Below are 17346 nucleotides of genomic sequence, written 5' to 3'. Positions count from 1 at the left end.
GCCATGTCGCAGGCCGACACATCGCCCCAGGCATCGACTGCCCTGTCCCGCTTCACCGTCCTCGACCTGACCCGCGTGCGCTCCGGCCCCACCTGCGTTCGGCAGCTGGCCGATTGGGGCGCGAACGTCATCAAGATCGAGATGCCGGAAGGTCTGGACCAGGGCGACCCGATGGGCGGGCCGCGCATGGGCTCCGACTTCCAGAACCTGCACCGCAACAAGCGCGGCATGACGCTGAACCTGAAGGACAAGGACGGCGTCGCCCTGCTGAAGAAGCTGGTCGAGAAGGCCGATGTGGTGGTCGAGAATTTCCGACCGGATGTGAAGACGCGGCTCGGCATCGACTATGAGTCGCTCTCCGCGGTGAACCCGCGCCTGGTCTATGCGAGCATTTCCGGCTTCGGCCAGGACGGCCCCTACGCCACCCGCCCGGGCTTCGACCAGATCGCCCAGGGGATGGGCGGGCTGATGTCCATCACCGGCCTGCCGGGCCAGGGCCCGGTGCGCGTCGGCATCCCGATCGCCGATCTCTGCGCGGGTCTGTTCGCCGCCCAGGGCATCTTCATCGCGCTGCTGGAGCGTGAAGTCTCCGGCAAGGGCCAGTGGGTGCAGACCAGCCTGCTGCAGGCGCAGATCTTCATGCTGGACTTCCAGGCCAGCCGCTGGCTGATGGAAGGCCAGGTGCCGAAGCAGGCGGGCAACAACCACCCGACCAGCATCCCGACCGGCGTCTTCCAGACCAGCGACGGCTATATGAACATCGCGGCTTCCGGCCAGCGCATCTGGGAACGCTGCGCGGACGGCCTCGGCAAGCCGGAATGGAAGTCCGATCCGCGCTTCAACAGCGGCGCGCTGCGCAGCGAGAATCGCGACGCGCTGAATGCGATGATCGAGGACGTGACCAAGACCAACACCACCGCGCATTGGGTGAAGGCGCTGAACGACCTCGGCGTGCCCTGCGGCCCGATCAACAAGGTGGACGAGGTTTTTGCCGACGAGCAGGTGCAGCATCTCGGCATCGCGCAGACGCTGAACGGCGGCAACCGCAAGGTCGCCTATGTCGGCCAGCCGATCGACATGTCGCGCACGCCATCGAAGATCGTGACGCATCCGCCGGCGATCGGCGAGCATACCGATGCGGTGCTGGCCGAGCTGGGCCTGGATGCGGCGACCATCGCCGATCTGCACAAGCGCCAGGTGGTTTGAGACTGTTGCCCTACTGAGGATGCGGGGTCAGGGCGGCGTTCCGTCCTGTTTTGGGGATGCCCCCCCCCTCACCCGCCCGTTGAACGCATGCGTTCAACCCCCCCCCGTCGGGGGGAGAGGGCTTTTCATGTGACAAAAAGGTGGATGCGATGGACGGCATGATCGTGACGGGTTCGGAGAAGATGCTGGCCCGCAAGGCCGATGGCATCGGCTGGGTGACCTTCAACAACCCGGAGCGGCACAACGCCGTCTCCATGGAGATGTGGGAAGCGCTGGAGCGGATCATGGCGGACTTCACCGCCGATCCGGCGGTGCGCGTGGTTGTCCTCACCGGCGCCGGGGGCCGCGCTTTCGTCTCCGGTGCCGATATCTCGAAGTTCGAGAGCGAGCGCAGCGGGGAAGCGGCCGTCGCTGCCTATCAGGCGCAGACGGCCCGCGCCTATGACGCGGTCTATGACTGCCCGAAGCCCACCATCGCCATGATCCAGGGCCATTGCATCGGCGGCGGCACCGCGCTGGCCGTGTGCTGCGACATGCGCATCTGCGGCGAAAGCGCCAGCTTCGGCGTGCCGGCGGCCAAGCTCGGCCTGGGCTACCCGCTGCACGGCCTGCGCAAGCTGGTCGATCTGGTCGGCCCGTCCTTCGCCAAGGAGATCTTCTTCACCGCGAAGAAGTGGTCCTCCGAGGATGCGCGCGTGATGGGGCTGGTGAACCGGGTGGTGCCGAACGACCAGCTGGAATCCTTCGTGACGGACTACGCCAAGACCATCGCCGGCAATGCGCCGCTGACGGTCGGCAGCGCCAAGTTCATCATCGGCCAGGCGCTGAAGGATCGTGGCGAGGCCAACGAGGCCGCCTGCGACGCCATGGTCAAGGCCTGCTTCGCCAGCGAGGACTATGTGGAAGGCCGTCGCGCCTTCATGGAAAAGCGCCCGCCGCAGTTCAAGGGCCGCTGACCGCCGGCCCACTCTGGACGGGGGGCGCGTCGCGGGTGCATTTGTCAGGACCAAGTCAGGAGTCCTGCCCATGCTGCCCGTCACCCGCCGCCTGATCCTGGGAAGCGCCCTCGCGGCGCCGATGCTGGCTTACGGCCAGGACAGCTGGCGCCCGACCCGGCCGATCCGGCTGGTGGTGCCCTTCGCCCCCGGCGGGCTGACCGATATCCTGGCCCGCGCGGTGGCGGACCAGCTGACCCCGGTGCTGGGCCAGCCGGTGGTGGTGGAAAACCGCGCAGGCGCCGGCGGCAACCTGGCGGCGGAGGCGGTGGCGCGGGCCACGCCGGATGGCCATGCGCTGCTGGTGGCGACCCAGGGCATCATCGCCATCAACAAGGTGCTGTTCGCCCGCCTCAGCTACGATCCGGACGCCGATTTCGTGCCGCTCGCCATGATGGCGCAGCAGCCCAACCTGCTGGTGGTCTCGCCGCGCGCCTTGCCGGATGTGACCAACCTCGCCGATCTGATCGCCAAGGTGAAGGCGACGCCGGGCGGCCTGCCCTATGGCTCCAACGGCGTCGGCTCCTTCACCCATCTGTCGATGGAATTGCTGCGTTCCGTCACGGGGCTGGAGATGACGCATGTGCCCTATCGCGGCAGCGCCCCGCTGCTGACGGATATGGTCGCTGGCACCATCCCCTTCGCCTTCGACGGCCTCGCCACCTCCGCCCCGCAGGTCGGTGCGGGCGGCGCGCTGAAGGCCATCGCGGTGACCTCCGGCACCCGCTTCCGCGCCATGCCGGATGTGCCGGCGGTGGCGGAGACGGTGCCGGGCTTCGATGCCAGCCCCTGGTACGGCATCTTCGCCCAGTCGAAGCTGGACGAGCCGGTGCTGGCGGCGCTGGAAACTGCCTTGCGCCAGGTGCTGGAAAGCCCGGCCTGGATCGCGCTGCTGGCGCAGCGCCAGGCGGATGCCATGCCGCAGGGCCGCGTGGCGTTGGCGCAGTTGATGGCGCGGGAACGCCGCGTCTGGCGCGATGCCGTGACCCGGTCCGGCGCGCGCGCGGATTGACCTTGCTTCCCGTCATCGACTGGGCTTTTGGCGGGCCGCATGGCTCGGCTGAAGGCCGGGCCCGGCTGTTGCTGCTGGACAGCCTGGGCTGCGCCCTGGCCGGGCTCGGCCATCCGCGCGTCGCCGCCTTCGCGCAGGCGATGCAGGCGGGGTTTCCGGGGGCGGTGGCGCTGGCCGGGGCGCATCTCGCCCCCGCCGCCGCCGCCGCCGTGCTCGCCGCCGCAACTTGCTGGGACGAGGCGAATGAGGGGCTGGCCCGCGCCCATGGCCGGCCGGCCTTGCCCGTGGCACCGCTCGCCTTGGTGGCGCGCGCCCAGGGCGCCGATCCGCGCCTGACGCTCGCCGCCTTCGCGCTGGGCTATGAGGTCGCGGCCCGGGCCGGGGAGGCCTGGCGGATCAGGCCGGGGATGCATGTGGACGGGTCCTGGCACAGCCTGGGTGCGGCCGCCTGCGCCGCACGGCTGGCCGGACTGGATGCGGCGGGTGTGGCGCGCGCGGTGCGGCTGACGGCCTGCCAGATTCCCTTCGCGATGTATGCGCCGATCGCCGCCGGCATGGACGGGCGCAACAGCTTTCCGGCCCATGCCGCGCTGCTCGGCCAGATGTCCGCCGCCGCCGCCGCCGCGGGCATGGACGCGCCGGAGGCCGGCTTCGCGGAAGCCCGACGCATCGCGCTGGGCCACGAGACGCCGGTCGTCATGGCGCCGGCCGGCGAATGGCTGCTGGAGGAAAGCTACCAAAAACCTTTTGCCGGCGTCCGCCACGCGCATTACGCCGCCGCCGCCGCCCTGGCGCTCCGCCCGCGCCTGACCCCGCCGCCCGCGCGCATCACCGTCGCGACCTATGCCGAGGCGTTGCGCTATGCCGGCAACCGCGCGCCGAAGGCCGCGATCTCGGCCCAGTTCAGCCTGAGTTGGGCAGTCGCCGCGGCGCTGGCCCAGGGCGATCTCGGCCCCGCCGCCTATACCGAGGCCGCGCTGGCCGATCCCGCCTTGCGGGCGCTGGAAGCGGCGGTCGAACTGGTGGAGGATAAGGCCCTGACAACGGCCGGCCTGCGCGGCGCCACGGTGACCATCGACGGCCTGTCCGAGTCCGCCCACCACGTCACCGGCGACCCCGGCCATCCGATGACGGAGGCCGAGACCGTGCAAAAATTCACACGCTTCGCGACACCGGCGCTGGGCGAGGCGGGCGTCACGCGCGCCATCGCCGCGCTGCTGCGCGATGCCCCGGCGGAGGGCCTGTTCCATGTTCGATGAGACGGAGGTGGTGATCGCCGGCGCCGGCCCGGTCGGGCTGGCGCTGGCCCTCGCCTTGACCAAGCGCGGCGTGGCCGTCCGGGTGCTGGAGAAGCGGGAGGGTCTGTCCGCCGCCTCCCGCGCCTCCACCTTCCATCCGCCGACGCTGGATGCCTTGCAGGAATTGGGCGTGCTGGAAGCGCTGCTGCCCGGCGGCGTGCGGGTGGACCGCATTCTGTGGCGGCGCTCCGATACCGGGGAGGCGGCGGGCATCGACCTCGGCATTCTGGCGGCCGAAACCGGCTTTCCCTTCCGCTGGCACCGGGAACAGCAGGATCTGACGCCGGCCTTGCTTGCCGCCCTGCCCTTGGGATGTGTGCGCTTCCAGGCCGGGGTGGTCGGAATGAGCCAGGATGATACGGGCGTCACGCTGCGCGCCGCCGATGGCAGCACGCTGCGCGCCCGCTACGCCGTGGGCTGCGACGGCGCCTCCGGCGCGCTGCGCGGCCTGGCGGGGATCGAGGCGGAGACCAATGACTACGCCCATCGCGTGCTGAGGCTGCTGACGCCGCTGGATCTGCGCGAGGTGGTGCCGGGGCTGGACGGGCTCGGCTACCTTTATGACGAGACCGGTTCCTGTTCCCTGCTGCGCATGCCGACCGTCTGGCGGCTGATTTTCCGGATCGCGCCGGAGATGACGGATGCGGAGGCGATGGCGGAGGATCACGCCCGCGCCCGCATCGCCCGCTTCCTGCCGCAGGCGGCCGGGATGGAGATCGAGGGGCGTGACGTCTATGGCGTGAAGCGCGCCATGGCCACCGCCTATCGCGCCGGCCGCGTGCTGCTGGCCGGCGATGCGGCGCATCTGACCAATACCCGTGGCGGCATGAACATGAATGCCGGCATACACGACGCGATGACCCTGGCCGCCACGCTGGACCTGGTGCTGGGTGGGGAGGATGAGCAGCTTTTGCAGGACTGGGCCGATGCCCGGCTGCGCGTGGTGCGCCAGTCCCTGCTGCCCCGCACCGACAGCCGCGTCGCCGCCAGCCCGGGCGAAGAGGTGGCGCGGATGGCGGCCCTGACGGATTCGGAAAGACTGGTCTGGGCGCGGGAGGCGTCGATGCTGGATCTGGCCAAGGTGGGAATGCCGCAATGAGTTGGCCCACGCCTCAAAATCTGCCGACGCATCGCATCGGCCTGCTCACCCCTTCCGCCAATCCGGCGGTGGAGCCGGAGATGCGGGACCTGCTGCCCCCGCGCGTGGCGCTGCATGTCACCCGCCTGCCGGTGATGCCCGGCACCACGCTGGAACAGCGCAACGCCGCCTACCCGGCCGCCATCGCCGAGTCCTTCGGCGATTTCGGCGCGCTGGCGCTGGATGCCGTGGTGGTCGGCATCACCGGGCCGAGCTACGCCCAGCCGCCCGCCGAGGATGCCGCGCTGCAGGACCGGCTGAGCGCAAGCGCCGGCCGCCCCGTGCTGCTGGCCGCCCGCGCCATCGCGGAGGCGCTGGCGGCGCTGGGGCGCCCAAAACTGCTGCTGTTCTCGCCCTATCCGGGCTGGCTGACGGAGCGGGCGGAGCGCTACTGGCGCGCCGCCGGGCTCGATCTGGTGGAGAGCCACAAGGTCTCCGACACCTTCCGGGCCTATGAATTGTCGCCGGAGGAGGTGGCGGATGGGCTCGCGAAGCTGGCGCCGCCGGCGGATTGTGCGGTGCTGCTGTCCGGCACCGGGATGCCGACCATCGATGCGATGGGCTGGATGGCGGGGCGCATCGGCGTGCCGATGATTTCTTCAAATCTCGCCTGCGCCTTCGCGGTGTCGCGGCGGCTGGGGTTACGGGCCAGCGCGACGCTGGCGATGTGCTGCCCGGATCTGGCGGAGAAGCTCTGACCCCAGAACGACAAAACCCCCGGATGTCCGGGGGTTCGTCGTCTCGTCCGCCGCGGATGCGGCGGTGTCGCCCAGGCTACTTGGTGCGCTGCTTGCGGGCGGCGTAGCGGGCGTCGCGCTTCGCCTTCTGCTCGGCGGCCATCGCCAAGGCGCGGGCCTTCTTCTCGGCGTCCAGGATCACGCTGCGGTTCTGCGCGTCGATCTCGGCGATACGGGCGCGCTGGGCTTCCTCGATCGCGAGGCGCTCGGCTTCCTTGCGTGCGATGGCGGCAGCGGCCTCGGCGGCGGCCTTCTCGGCGGCGATGCGGGCGGCTTCCGCGGCCTTCTCGGCGGCGCGTTCGGCGAGGCGGGCGGCACGCGCATCGGCGATCGCCTTCTGCTCCGCCAGCTTCCGCTGCACTTCCGGATCGGAGAGTCGCGACTTGAGCGACTGGAACTTCTCCGCCGTCTTCTTCCGTGCCTCTTCCGCCGCGTTGCGACGGTCGTTGAAGTCAAATAGCTTGCGTGCCTGCATGGATGGTTATGTAGCCTTTGTCATGCCGGGGGAAAAGGGGGGATCGCTGCGCGTCCGGTGCAACCCTCCCATCCAGAAGCGCCTCAATTGGTCAATGTCACCCCGGATTCCCGCACCAGCGCCGCCCAGCGCACCACCTCCGCCTGGTGAAAGGCGCCGAATTCGGCCGGCGGCATGGTGGCGACCCGGAAGCCCGCCGCCTCCAGCCGCCCCCGCACCGCGCCATCGGCCAGCGCCGCCTCCGTCGCCTGATACACCGCCGCCAGCACGGGGTCCGGCGTGCCGCGCGGGGCGAACAGGCCGAACCAGGCGTCGCCGGAGATATAGTCGTAGCCCTGTTCGCGCAGCGTCGGCACCTGCGGCAGGTCGGGGAAGCGCTCGGCACCGCCGACGCCCAGCGCCCGGATGCGGCCATCGGCCGCGAGGGCGGAAACGCTGGCCCAGGTCGCCATCATGAAGTCCACCGTGCCCGCCACCAGGTCCATCGCCGCCGGCGCGGCACCGCGATAGGGCACATGGGTGGCGTTCATGCCGTTCCGCCGCGCAAAGGTCTCGCTCATCAGATGAGAGGAGGAGCCGGCGGAGGAGGAGGCATAGGACAGGCCCCGGCCCGGCTGCCGGCCCAGCTCCACCAGATCCGCCACCGTCCGCGCCGGGGATGATCCCGGCACCACCAGGGCATGCGGCGCGCGGGCCACCAGAGTGATGGCGGCGAAGCCGGCCGGGTCATAGGGCAGGCCAGGGATCAGCGCGCCATTGGTCGCATGGGTCTGGTTGTTGCCGAGCACCAGCGTGGTGCCATCCGGCGTGGCGCGAAAGGCGGCCTCGGCGCCGATCACCCCGCCGCCGCCGCCGCGATTCTCCACCACCACCTGCTGGCCCCAACCCTCCTGCCACTTGGCGGCGATGGCGCGCGCCAGGACATCGGTGGTGCCACCCGGCGGGAAAGGCACGATCAGCCGCACCGGCCGCTGCGGATAGGCGCCCTGGGCCCAGGCCGGCGCGGCCGCGGCGAGCAAGGGAAGGGCAAGCAGGCTGCGGCGATGCATGGCGGGCATCCTCAGGCGATGGAGGTCAGATCATGACCTGGTATGCATCTCATGTGCCAGATGCCACAGCCGCGCCGCGATGCGCACGGCGTCCTCCGCCTCCAGCGCCGGCAGCACGCCGGGCTCGGGCGGTGCCGGCTGGAACAGCGCCTCCCGCCCCAGCAGGCGGCGGGCCAGGCGGGCATTGCCCTCGGCGAAATAGGCGGCGACCTGCTCCGCCATCTTCGGCGGCAGCCGCATCGGCGGGCCGTCCGACATCGCCTCCAGCGCCTGGATCAGCCGGCCTCGCCCCGGGGCGGTCGGGCCGGCGGCGGCGTTGTAGAGGCGCAGGAATTCGGCGGTGGCCGCATCCAGGCTGCGGTTCATCGGCGCCAGGCGGCGCGGCACCGCCTCCGCCGGAATGTCGCAGCAGGCCAGCACATCCGCCACGATATCGCCCTTGGCCATCGCCTGGCGCTGATAGGCGCGCAGGATCCAATAGGGTTCGGCGAAATAGCCGCTCCAGCGATCCAGCACCGCGGCATGATCCAGCGGCGTGCCGTGGCGCAGCAGCCGGGCCAGGTCGAAGGGCTCGGCAGCGCCGGATTTCAGCATGGTGGACCAGCCGGCCAGCACCAGCTCCGGCTGCGGGCGTACGTAGAACAGCACCTTGATCTCATCCGCGATCGGCCCGAGCAGCGACCACAGCCGGCGCACCCCATCCGCATCCCGGATGCGGGAGGCGAGGTGTTCGTTGGAATAGAAGATCAGCCGGGCGTCACTGGCCTCGGCCTCCGCCCGCAATTCGGCGGGGAAGTCGCGCAGGAAGGCGGCGAAATCGGCCTCATCCTCCAGCCCCGCCATGGCGCGCAGGTCGCCGGTGCCGCGGCCCTCCGTGGCATGCAGCGCCAGCTTCAGATGGTTCTGGGCGCCGGCGGCACGGCTGTAGAGAACGCCCTGCTCTGCCAGCGCCGTACGGTTGGCGGCGAGAGTGGTCTGCAGGGTGGTGGAGCCGGTCTTCTCCCCGCCAATGTGCAGGATTGCGAGGCGGCCGTTCTGCATGAGCTTGCGTATCGCGCCCCGCCACGGCGGGTCAATGGGCTGATTCCAGGATCGGAATGGCGGTGCCAGCCGGGCCAGGGATGGGTATGGTTCGGCGATGGACGAGCCCCCCTTCCCCACCCGCCCCGGCACGCAAGGCTATGCCGCGGAGGCCCCCGCTTTGCTGCGGCAGTACGAAAGCATCAGCTTCGCCACACTGCACGGCGCCTTCCTGGACCTGCTGCCGCCCGCGCCGTCGCGGGTGGTCGATATCGGCGCCGGCACCGGCCGGGACGCGGCGGCGCTGGCGGCGATGGGCCACCAGGTGCTGGCGGTGGAGCCGACGGCCGAATTGCGGGAAGGCGGCGCGGCCCTGCACCCCGATCCGCGCCTCACCTGGCTCGATGACGGGCTGCCCGATCTGACGGCACTACGCGCCCAGGGCCTGGACTTCGACCTGATGCTGCTGACCGCCGTCTGGATGCATCTGGAGGCCGGGGACCGGGCGCGGGCCATGCCGGTGCTGGCGGGGTTGCTGGCGCCGGGCGGGCAGATGTGGCTGTCACTGCGCCACGGGCCGGTGCCGGAGGGCCGGGTGATGCATGCGGTGGATCCCGCCGAGGTGATCGCCCAGGCCGCCGCCGCGGGGCTCACGCTGCTTCGCCGCCAGGAAACGGATGATACCCTGGGCCGCGGCGGGGTGAGCTGGACCCGCCTGGCCTTCGCCCGGACGGCCTGACAGGCTATAGCCCCCGCATGAGTGATACCCCGGCCCTCGACACCGTCGCGCGCGAAGCCGCCCGCCGGCGCACCTTCGCGATCATCGCCCATCCGGACGCCGGCAAGACCACGCTGACGGAGAAGCTGCTGCTCAAGGGCGGCGCCATCCAGCTGGCCGGGGCGGTGCGCGCCAAGGGCAATGCCCGGCGCACCCGGTCCGACTGGATGAAGATCGAGCAGGATCGCGGCATCTCGGTCGCGACCAGCGTCATGACCTTCGAGCGCGACGGCATGGTGTTCAACCTGCTGGACACGCCGGGCCACGAAGACTTTTCCGAGGACACCTACCGGACGCTGACGGCGGTGGACGCCGCCGTGATGGTGCTGGACGCCGCGAAAGGTATCGAAAGCCAAACCCGAAAGCTGTTCGAGGTGTGCCGGCTGCGGGACATCCCGATCGTCACCTTCGTCAACAAGATGGACCGCGAGGCCCGCGATCCCTTCGAGCTGATCGACGAGATCCAGCAGACCCTGGCACTGGACGCCGCCCCCGTCGCCTGGCCCGTCGGCCGCGCCAGCACTTTTTGGGGGACCTACGACATTCTGGCGAAGCGCCTGATGCCGGTGGATGCGACCGAGGAGGGCGGCATTCCGGTCAGCGGGCCGGATGATCCAAAAATCGGGCAACTGGTGGGCGAGGAACGCGCCACCCAACTTTATGAGGACATTCTACTGGCGGAAGCCGGGCTCGCGCAGTTCAATTTGGAAAAGTTCCGGGAAGGCACGCTGACGCCGGTCTATTTCGGCTCGGCGCTGCGCGATTTCGGCGTGGGCCATCTGCTGGAAGGCCTGGCCGACTTCGCCCCGCCGCCCGGCGACCGCGAATCCGACAAGCGCCCGGTCCATGCGGCGGAGGAGAAGCTGACCGGCTTCGTCTTCAAGGTGCAGGCGAATATGGACCCGAATCACCGGGACCGCGTGGCCTTCGTGCGGCTGTGTTCCGGCCGGCTGACCAAGGGCATGCGGCTGCGCCAAGTGCGCACCGGCAAGCAGGTGCCGGTCAACGCCCCGCTGTTCTTCTTCGCCAAGGAACGGCAGGTGGCGGAGGAGGCCTGGCCCGGCGACGTGGTGGGCATCGCCAACCACGGCACGCTGCGCATCGGCGACACGCTGACCGAGGGCGAGGACATCAATTTCCGGGGCGTGCCCAGCTTCGCGCCGGAAATCCTGCGCCATGTACGCCTCGGCGACCCGATGCTGGCCAAGAAGCTACGCACGGCGCTCGACCAGTTGGCGGAGGAGGGCGTGGTGCAGGTGTTCCGGCCGCTGGATGGCTCGCCACCCGTCGTCGGCGTGGTCGGGCAGCTTCAGCTCGACGTGCTGAAATCGCGGCTGTCGGTGGAATACGGCGTGCCGGCGGGCTTCGACGAGACCCGCTGGCAGACCATGCGCTGGATTTCCGCCCCCGGCGGCGACCGCGCGGCCATCGAGAAATGGGCCACCACCAATCGCGGCGACACCGCCACCGACCATGACGGCGAATATGTCGCCCTGTTCGGCAGCGACTGGCGCCGGAAGCGGGCGGAGGAGGAGTTTCCCGCGCTGCGCTTCGATGCGGTGCGGGAGCAGAGTGGGCTGGTGGCGATGGTGCGCTAATCGCGCCGTTCGATCTCCACCCGTCGCCGGAAAGGGTCCACCGTGCCGCGCATGTCCCGCGCCTCGGCCGGCGGTGTCCGTACAGTGAGCCGGTCCGGCGCCACGCCGAGCCGGCGCAGTTCCTCCGCCACCGCCTCCACCCGCCGGCGGCTCAGCAGCCCGTCGAGGCGCGGTCCCTGCTGGTCCTGGGCATAGCCGCGCAGCTCGAAACGGCCCGGGGCGGTGGCGAGTTCGGCCAGCAGGGCCAGGCAGTCCTCCTCCAGCACATCGCTGCCGCGCGGGAACAGGCAGGCCGGGGGCTGGGGCTGCGCCAAAGCGGGCGTGGCCAGCATGACGAGGAGAAGGGCGAGGCGCGCTGTCATGCCCCAGCCATCCCATGCCCGGCCGTCCCTGGCGAGCCGCCCGCCTTGACGTTCCGACTTCGTTCGCCCTAATCCCGGCCCAGGTCGCTCGCCGGATACCCCGAACCTGACCCCTGCCCCCCCTTTGCGCCTGACGCGCCTCCGGCTGACGGATTTCCGGTCCTATCCCAGCTTCGAGCAGCGTTTCAGCGGCCAGATCGTGGCCATCGCCGGGCCGAATGGCGTGGGCAAGACCAATCTTCTGGAAGCGATCAGCCTGCTGGGCCCCGGGCGCGGGCTGCGCGGCGCGCGGGCCGGGGAGATCGGGCGGCGCGTCGCCAGCGCGCCCGCTTTGCCCTGGGCCGCCTTCGGTGCCTTTGAGGGGCCGGACGGGGTGACGGAGATCGGCACCGGCACCATCGGCGACAGCGCCGAGGCCAGCCGCCGCAAATATCTGGTCGATGGGGAGGCGGCGAAGAACCAAGCGCAACTCGCCCAGCACGCCGCCGCGGTCTGGCTGACGCCGCAGATGGACCGGCTGTTCCAGGAAGGCGCCAGCGGCCGCCGCCGCTTCCTGGACCGGCTGGTCTGGGCGCTGGAGCCCGGCCATGCGCGGGAAGTGGCGGCGCATGACACCGCCATGGCCGGCCGCAACCGGCTGCTGTCGGAAGGCCGGCGGGATGCCGCCTGGCTGGCGGCCCTGGAGGATTCGATGGCCCGCCACGCCGTGGCCGCCATCGCCGCGCGCCGATCCCTGGCGCAGCAGCTGAACCTGCTGCTGGAAGCCGGCACCGCCACCGGGGCCTTCCCTGCCGCGCGGATGGAGTTGGTCTGCCCCATCGCCACCGCGCTGGCCGAGTCCCCGGCCCTGGCGGTGGAGGACCGGCTGCGCGCCGCCTTGGCCGCCAGCCGGGGCCGGGATGCCGCGGCCGGCGGCGCCGCCCAGGGCGCGCATCGCAGCGATATGGAGCTGGTCCACCTGCCCAAGGGGCTGGAGGCGGCGCTGTGTTCCACCGGGGAACAGAAGGCGCTGCTGGTCTCCGTCGTGCTGGCCCATGCCGCGCTGATCGGCGCCGCGCGGGGCTTCGCGCCCCTGCTGCTGCTGGACGAGGTCGCCGCCCACCTGGACCAGACGCGGCGGGAGGCGCTGTACGAGGCCCTGGCCCGCCTGCCCGCCCAGGTCTTCCTGACCGGGACGGAGCCCGACATCTTCGCCCCGCTGGCCGATCTGGCGGAGGGGTTTTGGGCCACGCCGGAGGGCTTGCGCCCCATGTCACGCGGGGTGGTGCAGGGGGCTGCGATTCGGTAGACTACGCAGTGCCGTAACCCGCGCGAAACCCTATATCAGCAGGGCTTCAAGCCACACTCAGGAGCCTCCGCCGGCATGTCCGACGCCGCCGCGCGCGCCAACCCGCCCGAACGCCCGAATCCCGACCCCAGCAATCCGGGCGCGGATGCCTATGACAGCGCGTCCATCACCGTCCTGCGGGGGTTGGAGGCCGTGCGCAAGCGGCCGGGCATGTATATCGGCGACACCGATGACGGCTCCGGCCTGCACCATATGGCCTTCGAAATCATCGACAATGCGGTGGACGAGGCCCAGGCCGGCTTCGCCACCACCTGCGATGTGGTGCTGAACGGCGATGGCAGCGTCACCGTCACCGATGACGGGCGCGGCATCCCGGTGGACATGCATGCCGAGGAAGGCGTCTCCGCCGCCGAAGTGGTGCTGACCCGCTTGCATGCGGGCGGAAAATTCAACCAGAACAGCTACAAGGTCTCCGGCGGCCTGCACGGCGTGGGCGCGGCGGTGGTCAACGCCCTGTCCGAATGGATGGAAGTCCGCATTTGGCGCGACGGGCGGGAACATTTTATCCGATTTGAGCATGGGGACACGGTGCAGCCGCTGACCATCGTGGGCGAATCCGCGCACATGCATGGCACGCAGGTGACCTTCAAGCCGGCCGCCAGCACCTTCACCAAGACCGAATACGAATACCCCATCCTGGAACGCCGCCTGCGGGAACTGGCCTTTCTGAATTCCGGCCTGAAGATCTCCCTGCGCGACGACCGGCACGTGCCGGCGGTGGAGGCGCATTTCGAGTTCAAGGGCGGGCTCGTCGCCTTCGTCGAATGGTTGGACCGTAGCAAGGAACCCATCTTCAAGCCGCCGATCAGCCTGGTGACCAAGGCCACCGAGGGCATCCGGGTCGAGCTGGCGATGTGGTGGAACTCCAGCCCGCATGAAGTGGCGCTGTGCTACACCAACAACATCCCGCAGCGCGACGGCGGCAGCCACCAGGCCGGCTTCCGGCAGGCACTGACCCGCATCGTGATGAAATATGCGGAAGACCTCGCCAAGAAGGAAAAGGTCGAGCTGATCGGCGACGACATGCGGGAGGGTCTGACCGCCGTCCTTTCCGTGAAGGTGCCCGATCCGAAGTTCAGCTCCCAGACCAAGGACAAGCTGGTGTCCTCGGAAGTGCAGCCGGTGGTGCATATGGCGGTGGCCGATGCACTCTCCCACTGGTTCGAGACGCATCCGAAGGAAGCCAAGCAGGTGCTGGAGCAGGTCGTGCTCTCCGCCGCCGCCCGCAAGGCGGCGCAGCTGGCGCGCGACAAGGTCGGCCGCAAGAACGCCCTGGATATCAGCACCCTGCCCGGCAAGCTGGCCGATTGCCAGGAGAAGGACCCGGCGAAGTCCGAGCTGTTCCTGGTCGAGGGTGACAGCGCGGGCGGGTCTGCCAAGCAGGGCCGCGACCGGCGCTACCAGGCGATCCTGCCGCTGAAGGGCAAGATCCTGAATGTCGAGCGCGCGCGCATGGACAAGATGCTGTCCAGCGCCGAGATCGGCACGCTGATTACGGCACTCGGCACCGGCATCGGCACGGGGCCGGAGGATCGCGGCGGCTTCTCCGCCGACAAGCTGCGCTACCACCGCATCGTCATCATGACGGACGCGGACGTGGACGGCAGCCATATCCGCACCCTGCTGCTGACCTTCTTCTTCCGGCAGATGCCCTCGCTGATCGAGCGCGGGCATCTCTATATCGCCCAGCCGCCGCTCTACCGCGCCAAGCGCGGCAATGAGGAGCGGTATCTGAAGGACGACCGCGCGCTCGAAGACTTTCTCATCGAGAAGGCGCTGTCCGGCGCGCGGCTGCGCTTTGCCGATGGGCGGGAAGTGGCGCGGGACGAGCTGGCGGAGGAGGTGGAGCGGCTGCGTCAGGTGGCGTCCCGCATCCGCCGCCTCGCCACCCAGGTGCCGGCCGGCATCATCGAACAGGCCGCCGTCGCCGGCGCGCTGACGCCTGATGTGGACAGGGCGCTGGCCGGCGCCGCGCTGCTGGCCACAAGGCTGGACGCGCTGGCGCCGCCGAGCGAACGCGGCTGGAAGGCAACCTCCGACGCGGCGGGCCTCCAGCTGTACCGCGTGGTGCGCGGCGTGACGGAGCGCCATGCGCTGGACCCCGCGGCACTGCGCAGTGCCGAGGCCCGCTGGCTGGATGAGCGTCGCGACGTATTTGCCCGCGACTATGCCAGCGGCCCCGCCATGCTCGCCTTCGACGCGACCGAGACGACGCAGCATGGCCCGCTGCTGACCTTCGACCGCGTGCTGACCCAGGGCCGCCGCGGCCTGACCATCCAGCGCTTCAAGGGGCTGGGAGAGATGAACCCCGACCAGCTCTGGAAGACCACGCTCGACCCGGCCGCGCGCACGCTGCTGCGGGTGCGCATCGAAGACGTGGAGGATGCGGAGCAGGTCTTCTCCACGCTGATGGGCGACGTGGTGGAGCCGCGGCGCGAGTTCATCGTCGGCAATGCGCTGAAGGTGGCGAATCTGGACGTGTGAGGAACGCCGGGGACGCGCCGGGCAAAAGCCTGCCCACGCGCGTCCCGGGATCATACTTCAGCGATAGCGGCTGCGAAGAAGGCGCGCGGGTCGTCCGTCTCCACCAAGTGCCCGCGCGCGATAAGCCAGAACCGCGTCCCGACATTCTCCACGAAGCGCCGGTCGTGTGAGACGAGCAGGCAGGCGCCCTCCCGCTGCCGCAGCTCATCCTCCAGCATCTCCTGGCCTTCGATGTCGAGATGGTTGGTCGGCTCATCCAGCAGGTAGAAGTTCGGCTCCTGCAATTGCAGGATCAGCATGGCGAGCCGCGCCCGCTGCCCCCCGGAAAGCTGCCCGATGCTGTGCCCCTGTCGCTCCACCGGAAAGCCCGCCGTGGCGAGCATAGTCCGGATGCGCTGGTCGCCGATCGCGAAGCGGCTGCGGATGGCGTCGTGCAGCGTCTCGCCCGGGCGCAGGTGGCTCAGCGACTGGTCGCAGATCCCGGCGACCACCGTCGCGCTCACCGTCAGCCCCGGATGCGACTGGCCTTGGATGGCCTCCGCCACCAGCCCCAGCAGGCGCGACTTGCCGCTGCCATTCGCGCCCAGCAGCACCACGCGGTCCCCAGGTGGATGCGCAGCTTGCCCGTGGCGAAAAGCCGCCGCCCGCCCGGCGCTGTGACCTTCACGGAGTCGAGGGTCAGCAGCGTCCTGGCATGGGTGCTGCCGTCGGCCAGCCGGATCTGCCCGGCTGATCCCTCGCGATAGGCCGGGCGGGCCGCAGCCTCGATGCGCTCGGCGCGGTCCTGCAGTTGCTTCGTCTTGACCTTCAGCAGGTCAGAGCAGGAGTTGACGCCGATATTGTGCAGCTTGGCCGCCTGCTGCCGCAGCCGGGTGGCCTGGCGCAGCTCCGTCTCGTGCCGCCGTGCCGTGGCCTCGTCCAGCTCCACCAGGCTGGCGCGCGCCAGGGAGTAGGGCGCCGCGAACTCGGCGGAGGCCTCGCGCCGCAGGAACAGGGTGCGCCGGGTGACCGCATCCAGAAAGGCACGGTCGTGGCTGGCGACCATCAGGGCGACGTCCTGTGGAAGCTCCGCGATCCAGCGCTGCAACTGGCCGATCCGCTGAAGGTCGAGGTGGTTGGTGGGCTCGTCCATCAGCAGGACGTCGGGTTCCGTCAGCCAGGCGCGAACCAGCAGCACCATCCGCTGCCAGCCGCCACTCAGCGCGCCCAGCGGCCGATCGTGCAACTCCATGGGGATTTGCATGGCGCCCAGCGCGACATCCACCCGCCAGCCCTCCCATTCCCGGCTCTCGGCGGGAAGGGCCTGGAGAAGGACATCGCGCACCGGCAGTGGCAGCGAGGCTGGCTCCGGGTCCTGCTGCATCAGGGTGATGCGCAGGTTGCGGCCGTAGCGACAGCGCCCCGCCGTCGGTTCGCTGCGTTCCGCGAGCAGGCGCAGCAGGGTCGACTTGCCGCCGCCATTCTGGGCGACGAGGCCGATGCGGTCGCCCTTATGGATCGCGAAGTCGAGCTTGGTGAACAGCGGCACACCCACGGACATGCCGAGGGCTTCGAGCGTGATCAGGGACATGGGGTCGTCTTTCACTGTCCTGGCCGGACGAAGGTCCAGGCGCAGAACGTCCGTCAGAAGATGAGCTGACCGGGAAAGAGACCTCGAAAGTCCGTCGCCTGATCAGCCCTGCAAACGCATCTGCAGGGCTGGAACAGGGCCGCGCCGGTGGTGGTAGCTGTGATGCACCGCGGCCCTCCTCTGGTTATGGCTGCCGAGACCGCAAGCCTAGCGAAACGAGATGTGCCGGGCAAGTAAACCAGCGGACCGGAGGCTTCGGTCCGGCGTATAAAGGTG

At 70.1% G+C, this 17346-nt stretch carries 16 protein-coding genes; 10 read left to right on the top strand and 6 right to left on the bottom strand.

The window, feature by feature from the left end; all coding sequences use genetic code 11:
- The first annotated feature begins 3 nt into the window (after window positions 1-3).
- The 6 genes from ACVFYP_RS13845 (at window position 4) to ACVFYP_RS13820 (ending at window position 6347) form a co-directional block, all read left to right on the top strand.
- The gene (locus tag ACVFYP_RS13845; RefSeq protein WP_499200772.1) at window positions 4-1206 is read left to right on the top strand and encodes a CaiB/BaiF CoA transferase family protein; all 1203 of its coding nucleotides are present in this window, start codon (window positions 4-6) and stop codon (window positions 1204-1206) included.
- 149 nt (window positions 1207-1355) lie between these two features.
- Window positions 1356-2162 carry an enoyl-CoA hydratase gene (locus ACVFYP_RS13840; RefSeq protein WP_499200771.1) on the top strand — a complete coding sequence of 269 codons (807 nt, stop codon included), beginning with the start codon at window positions 1356-1358 and terminating at the stop codon, window positions 2160-2162.
- A 70-nt stretch (window positions 2163-2232) separates the two neighbouring features.
- Window positions 2233-3213 carry a Bug family tripartite tricarboxylate transporter substrate binding protein gene (locus ACVFYP_RS13835; protein WP_499200770.1) on the top strand — a complete coding sequence of 327 codons (981 nt, stop codon included), beginning with the start codon at window positions 2233-2235 and terminating at the stop codon, window positions 3211-3213.
- A complete protein-coding gene (locus ACVFYP_RS13830) occupies window positions 3210-4472 on the top strand; it encodes an MmgE/PrpD family protein (RefSeq protein WP_499200769.1) in 1263 nt (420 codons plus the stop codon). The genes ACVFYP_RS13835 and ACVFYP_RS13830 overlap by 4 nt, the downstream gene beginning before the upstream one ends.
- Complete coding sequence (locus ACVFYP_RS13825) at window positions 4462-5610, top strand: FAD-dependent oxidoreductase (protein ID WP_499200768.1); 1149 nt, start codon at window positions 4462-4464, stop codon at window positions 5608-5610. The genes ACVFYP_RS13830 and ACVFYP_RS13825 overlap by 11 nt, the downstream gene beginning before the upstream one ends.
- Entirely contained in the window at window positions 5607-6347 is a 741-nt protein-coding gene (locus ACVFYP_RS13820; RefSeq protein WP_499200767.1) for a maleate cis-trans isomerase family protein, read from the top strand. Before ACVFYP_RS13825 ends, ACVFYP_RS13820 begins: the two co-directional genes overlap by 4 nt.
- Before the next feature lie 76 nt (window positions 6348-6423).
- On the opposite strand, the gene ACVFYP_RS13815 is transcribed toward ACVFYP_RS13820, so the two are convergent.
- From ACVFYP_RS13815 to ACVFYP_RS13805, 3 genes are all read right to left on the bottom strand, one after another.
- Window positions 6424-6861 (bottom strand): DUF6481 family protein, encoded by a 438-nt coding sequence (locus tag ACVFYP_RS13815; RefSeq protein WP_499200766.1) that lies wholly within the window; start codon window positions 6859-6861, stop codon window positions 6424-6426.
- An 83-nt stretch (window positions 6862-6944) separates the two neighbouring features.
- The gene (locus ACVFYP_RS13810; protein ID WP_499200765.1) at window positions 6945-7910 is read right to left on the bottom strand and encodes a Bug family tripartite tricarboxylate transporter substrate binding protein; all 966 of its coding nucleotides are present in this window, start codon (window positions 7908-7910) and stop codon (window positions 6945-6947) included.
- A gap of 30 nt (window positions 7911-7940) precedes the next feature.
- Window positions 7941-8951 (bottom strand): hypothetical protein, encoded by a 1011-nt coding sequence (locus ACVFYP_RS13805; RefSeq protein WP_499200764.1) that lies wholly within the window; start codon window positions 8949-8951, stop codon window positions 7941-7943.
- Window positions 8952-9048: 97 nt separating this feature from the next.
- Between ACVFYP_RS13805 and ACVFYP_RS13800 the strand changes: the two genes are divergently transcribed.
- Window positions 9049-9669 (top strand): class I SAM-dependent methyltransferase, encoded by a 621-nt coding sequence (locus ACVFYP_RS13800; RefSeq protein WP_499200763.1) that lies wholly within the window; start codon window positions 9049-9051, stop codon window positions 9667-9669.
- 17 nt (window positions 9670-9686) lie between these two features.
- Window positions 9687-11306, top strand: a complete 1620-nt coding sequence (locus tag ACVFYP_RS13795; RefSeq protein WP_499200762.1) for a peptide chain release factor 3 — start codon at window positions 9687-9689, stop codon at window positions 11304-11306.
- Here the strand turns inward: ACVFYP_RS13795 and ACVFYP_RS13790 are convergent.
- Complete coding sequence (locus ACVFYP_RS13790) at window positions 11303-11668, bottom strand: OmpA family protein (protein WP_499200761.1); 366 nt, start codon at window positions 11666-11668, stop codon at window positions 11303-11305. The two genes, ACVFYP_RS13795 and ACVFYP_RS13790, sit on opposite strands and share 4 nt — an antisense overlap.
- A 124-nt stretch (window positions 11669-11792) precedes the next feature.
- Between ACVFYP_RS13790 and recF the strand changes: the two genes are divergently transcribed.
- Together recF and gyrB are read left to right on the top strand one after the other, a co-directional pair.
- Window positions 11793-12956: a DNA replication/repair protein RecF gene (gene recF, locus ACVFYP_RS13785; RefSeq protein WP_499200760.1), complete on the top strand. Its 1164-nt coding sequence runs from the start codon at window positions 11793-11795 to the stop codon at window positions 12954-12956.
- A gap of 75 nt (window positions 12957-13031) precedes the next feature.
- The gene (gyrB, locus tag ACVFYP_RS13780) at window positions 13032-15500 is read left to right on the top strand and encodes a DNA topoisomerase (ATP-hydrolyzing) subunit B (protein ID WP_499200759.1); all 2469 of its coding nucleotides are present in this window, start codon (window positions 13032-13034) and stop codon (window positions 15498-15500) included.
- A 50-nt stretch (window positions 15501-15550) separates the two neighbouring features.
- Here gyrB and ACVFYP_RS13775 read toward each other — a convergent pair whose 3' ends face one another.
- Together ACVFYP_RS13775 and ACVFYP_RS13770 are read right to left on the bottom strand one after the other, a co-directional pair.
- Window positions 15551-16093 (bottom strand): ATP-binding cassette domain-containing protein, encoded by a 543-nt coding sequence (locus ACVFYP_RS13775; RefSeq protein WP_499200758.1) that lies wholly within the window; start codon window positions 16091-16093, stop codon window positions 15551-15553.
- Window positions 16006-17070 carry an ATP-binding cassette domain-containing protein gene (locus ACVFYP_RS13770; protein WP_499200757.1) on the bottom strand — a complete coding sequence of 355 codons (1065 nt, stop codon included), beginning with the start codon at window positions 17068-17070 and terminating at the stop codon, window positions 16006-16008. Before ACVFYP_RS13770 ends, ACVFYP_RS13775 begins: the two co-directional genes overlap by 88 nt.
- Window positions 17071-17346 lie beyond the last annotated feature (276 nt).

This window comes from Roseomonas sp. F4, assembly GCF_053891155.1.
Note: the sequence above shows the minus strand (reverse complement) of the source record. Positions and strands in the feature narration are given on the sequence as shown.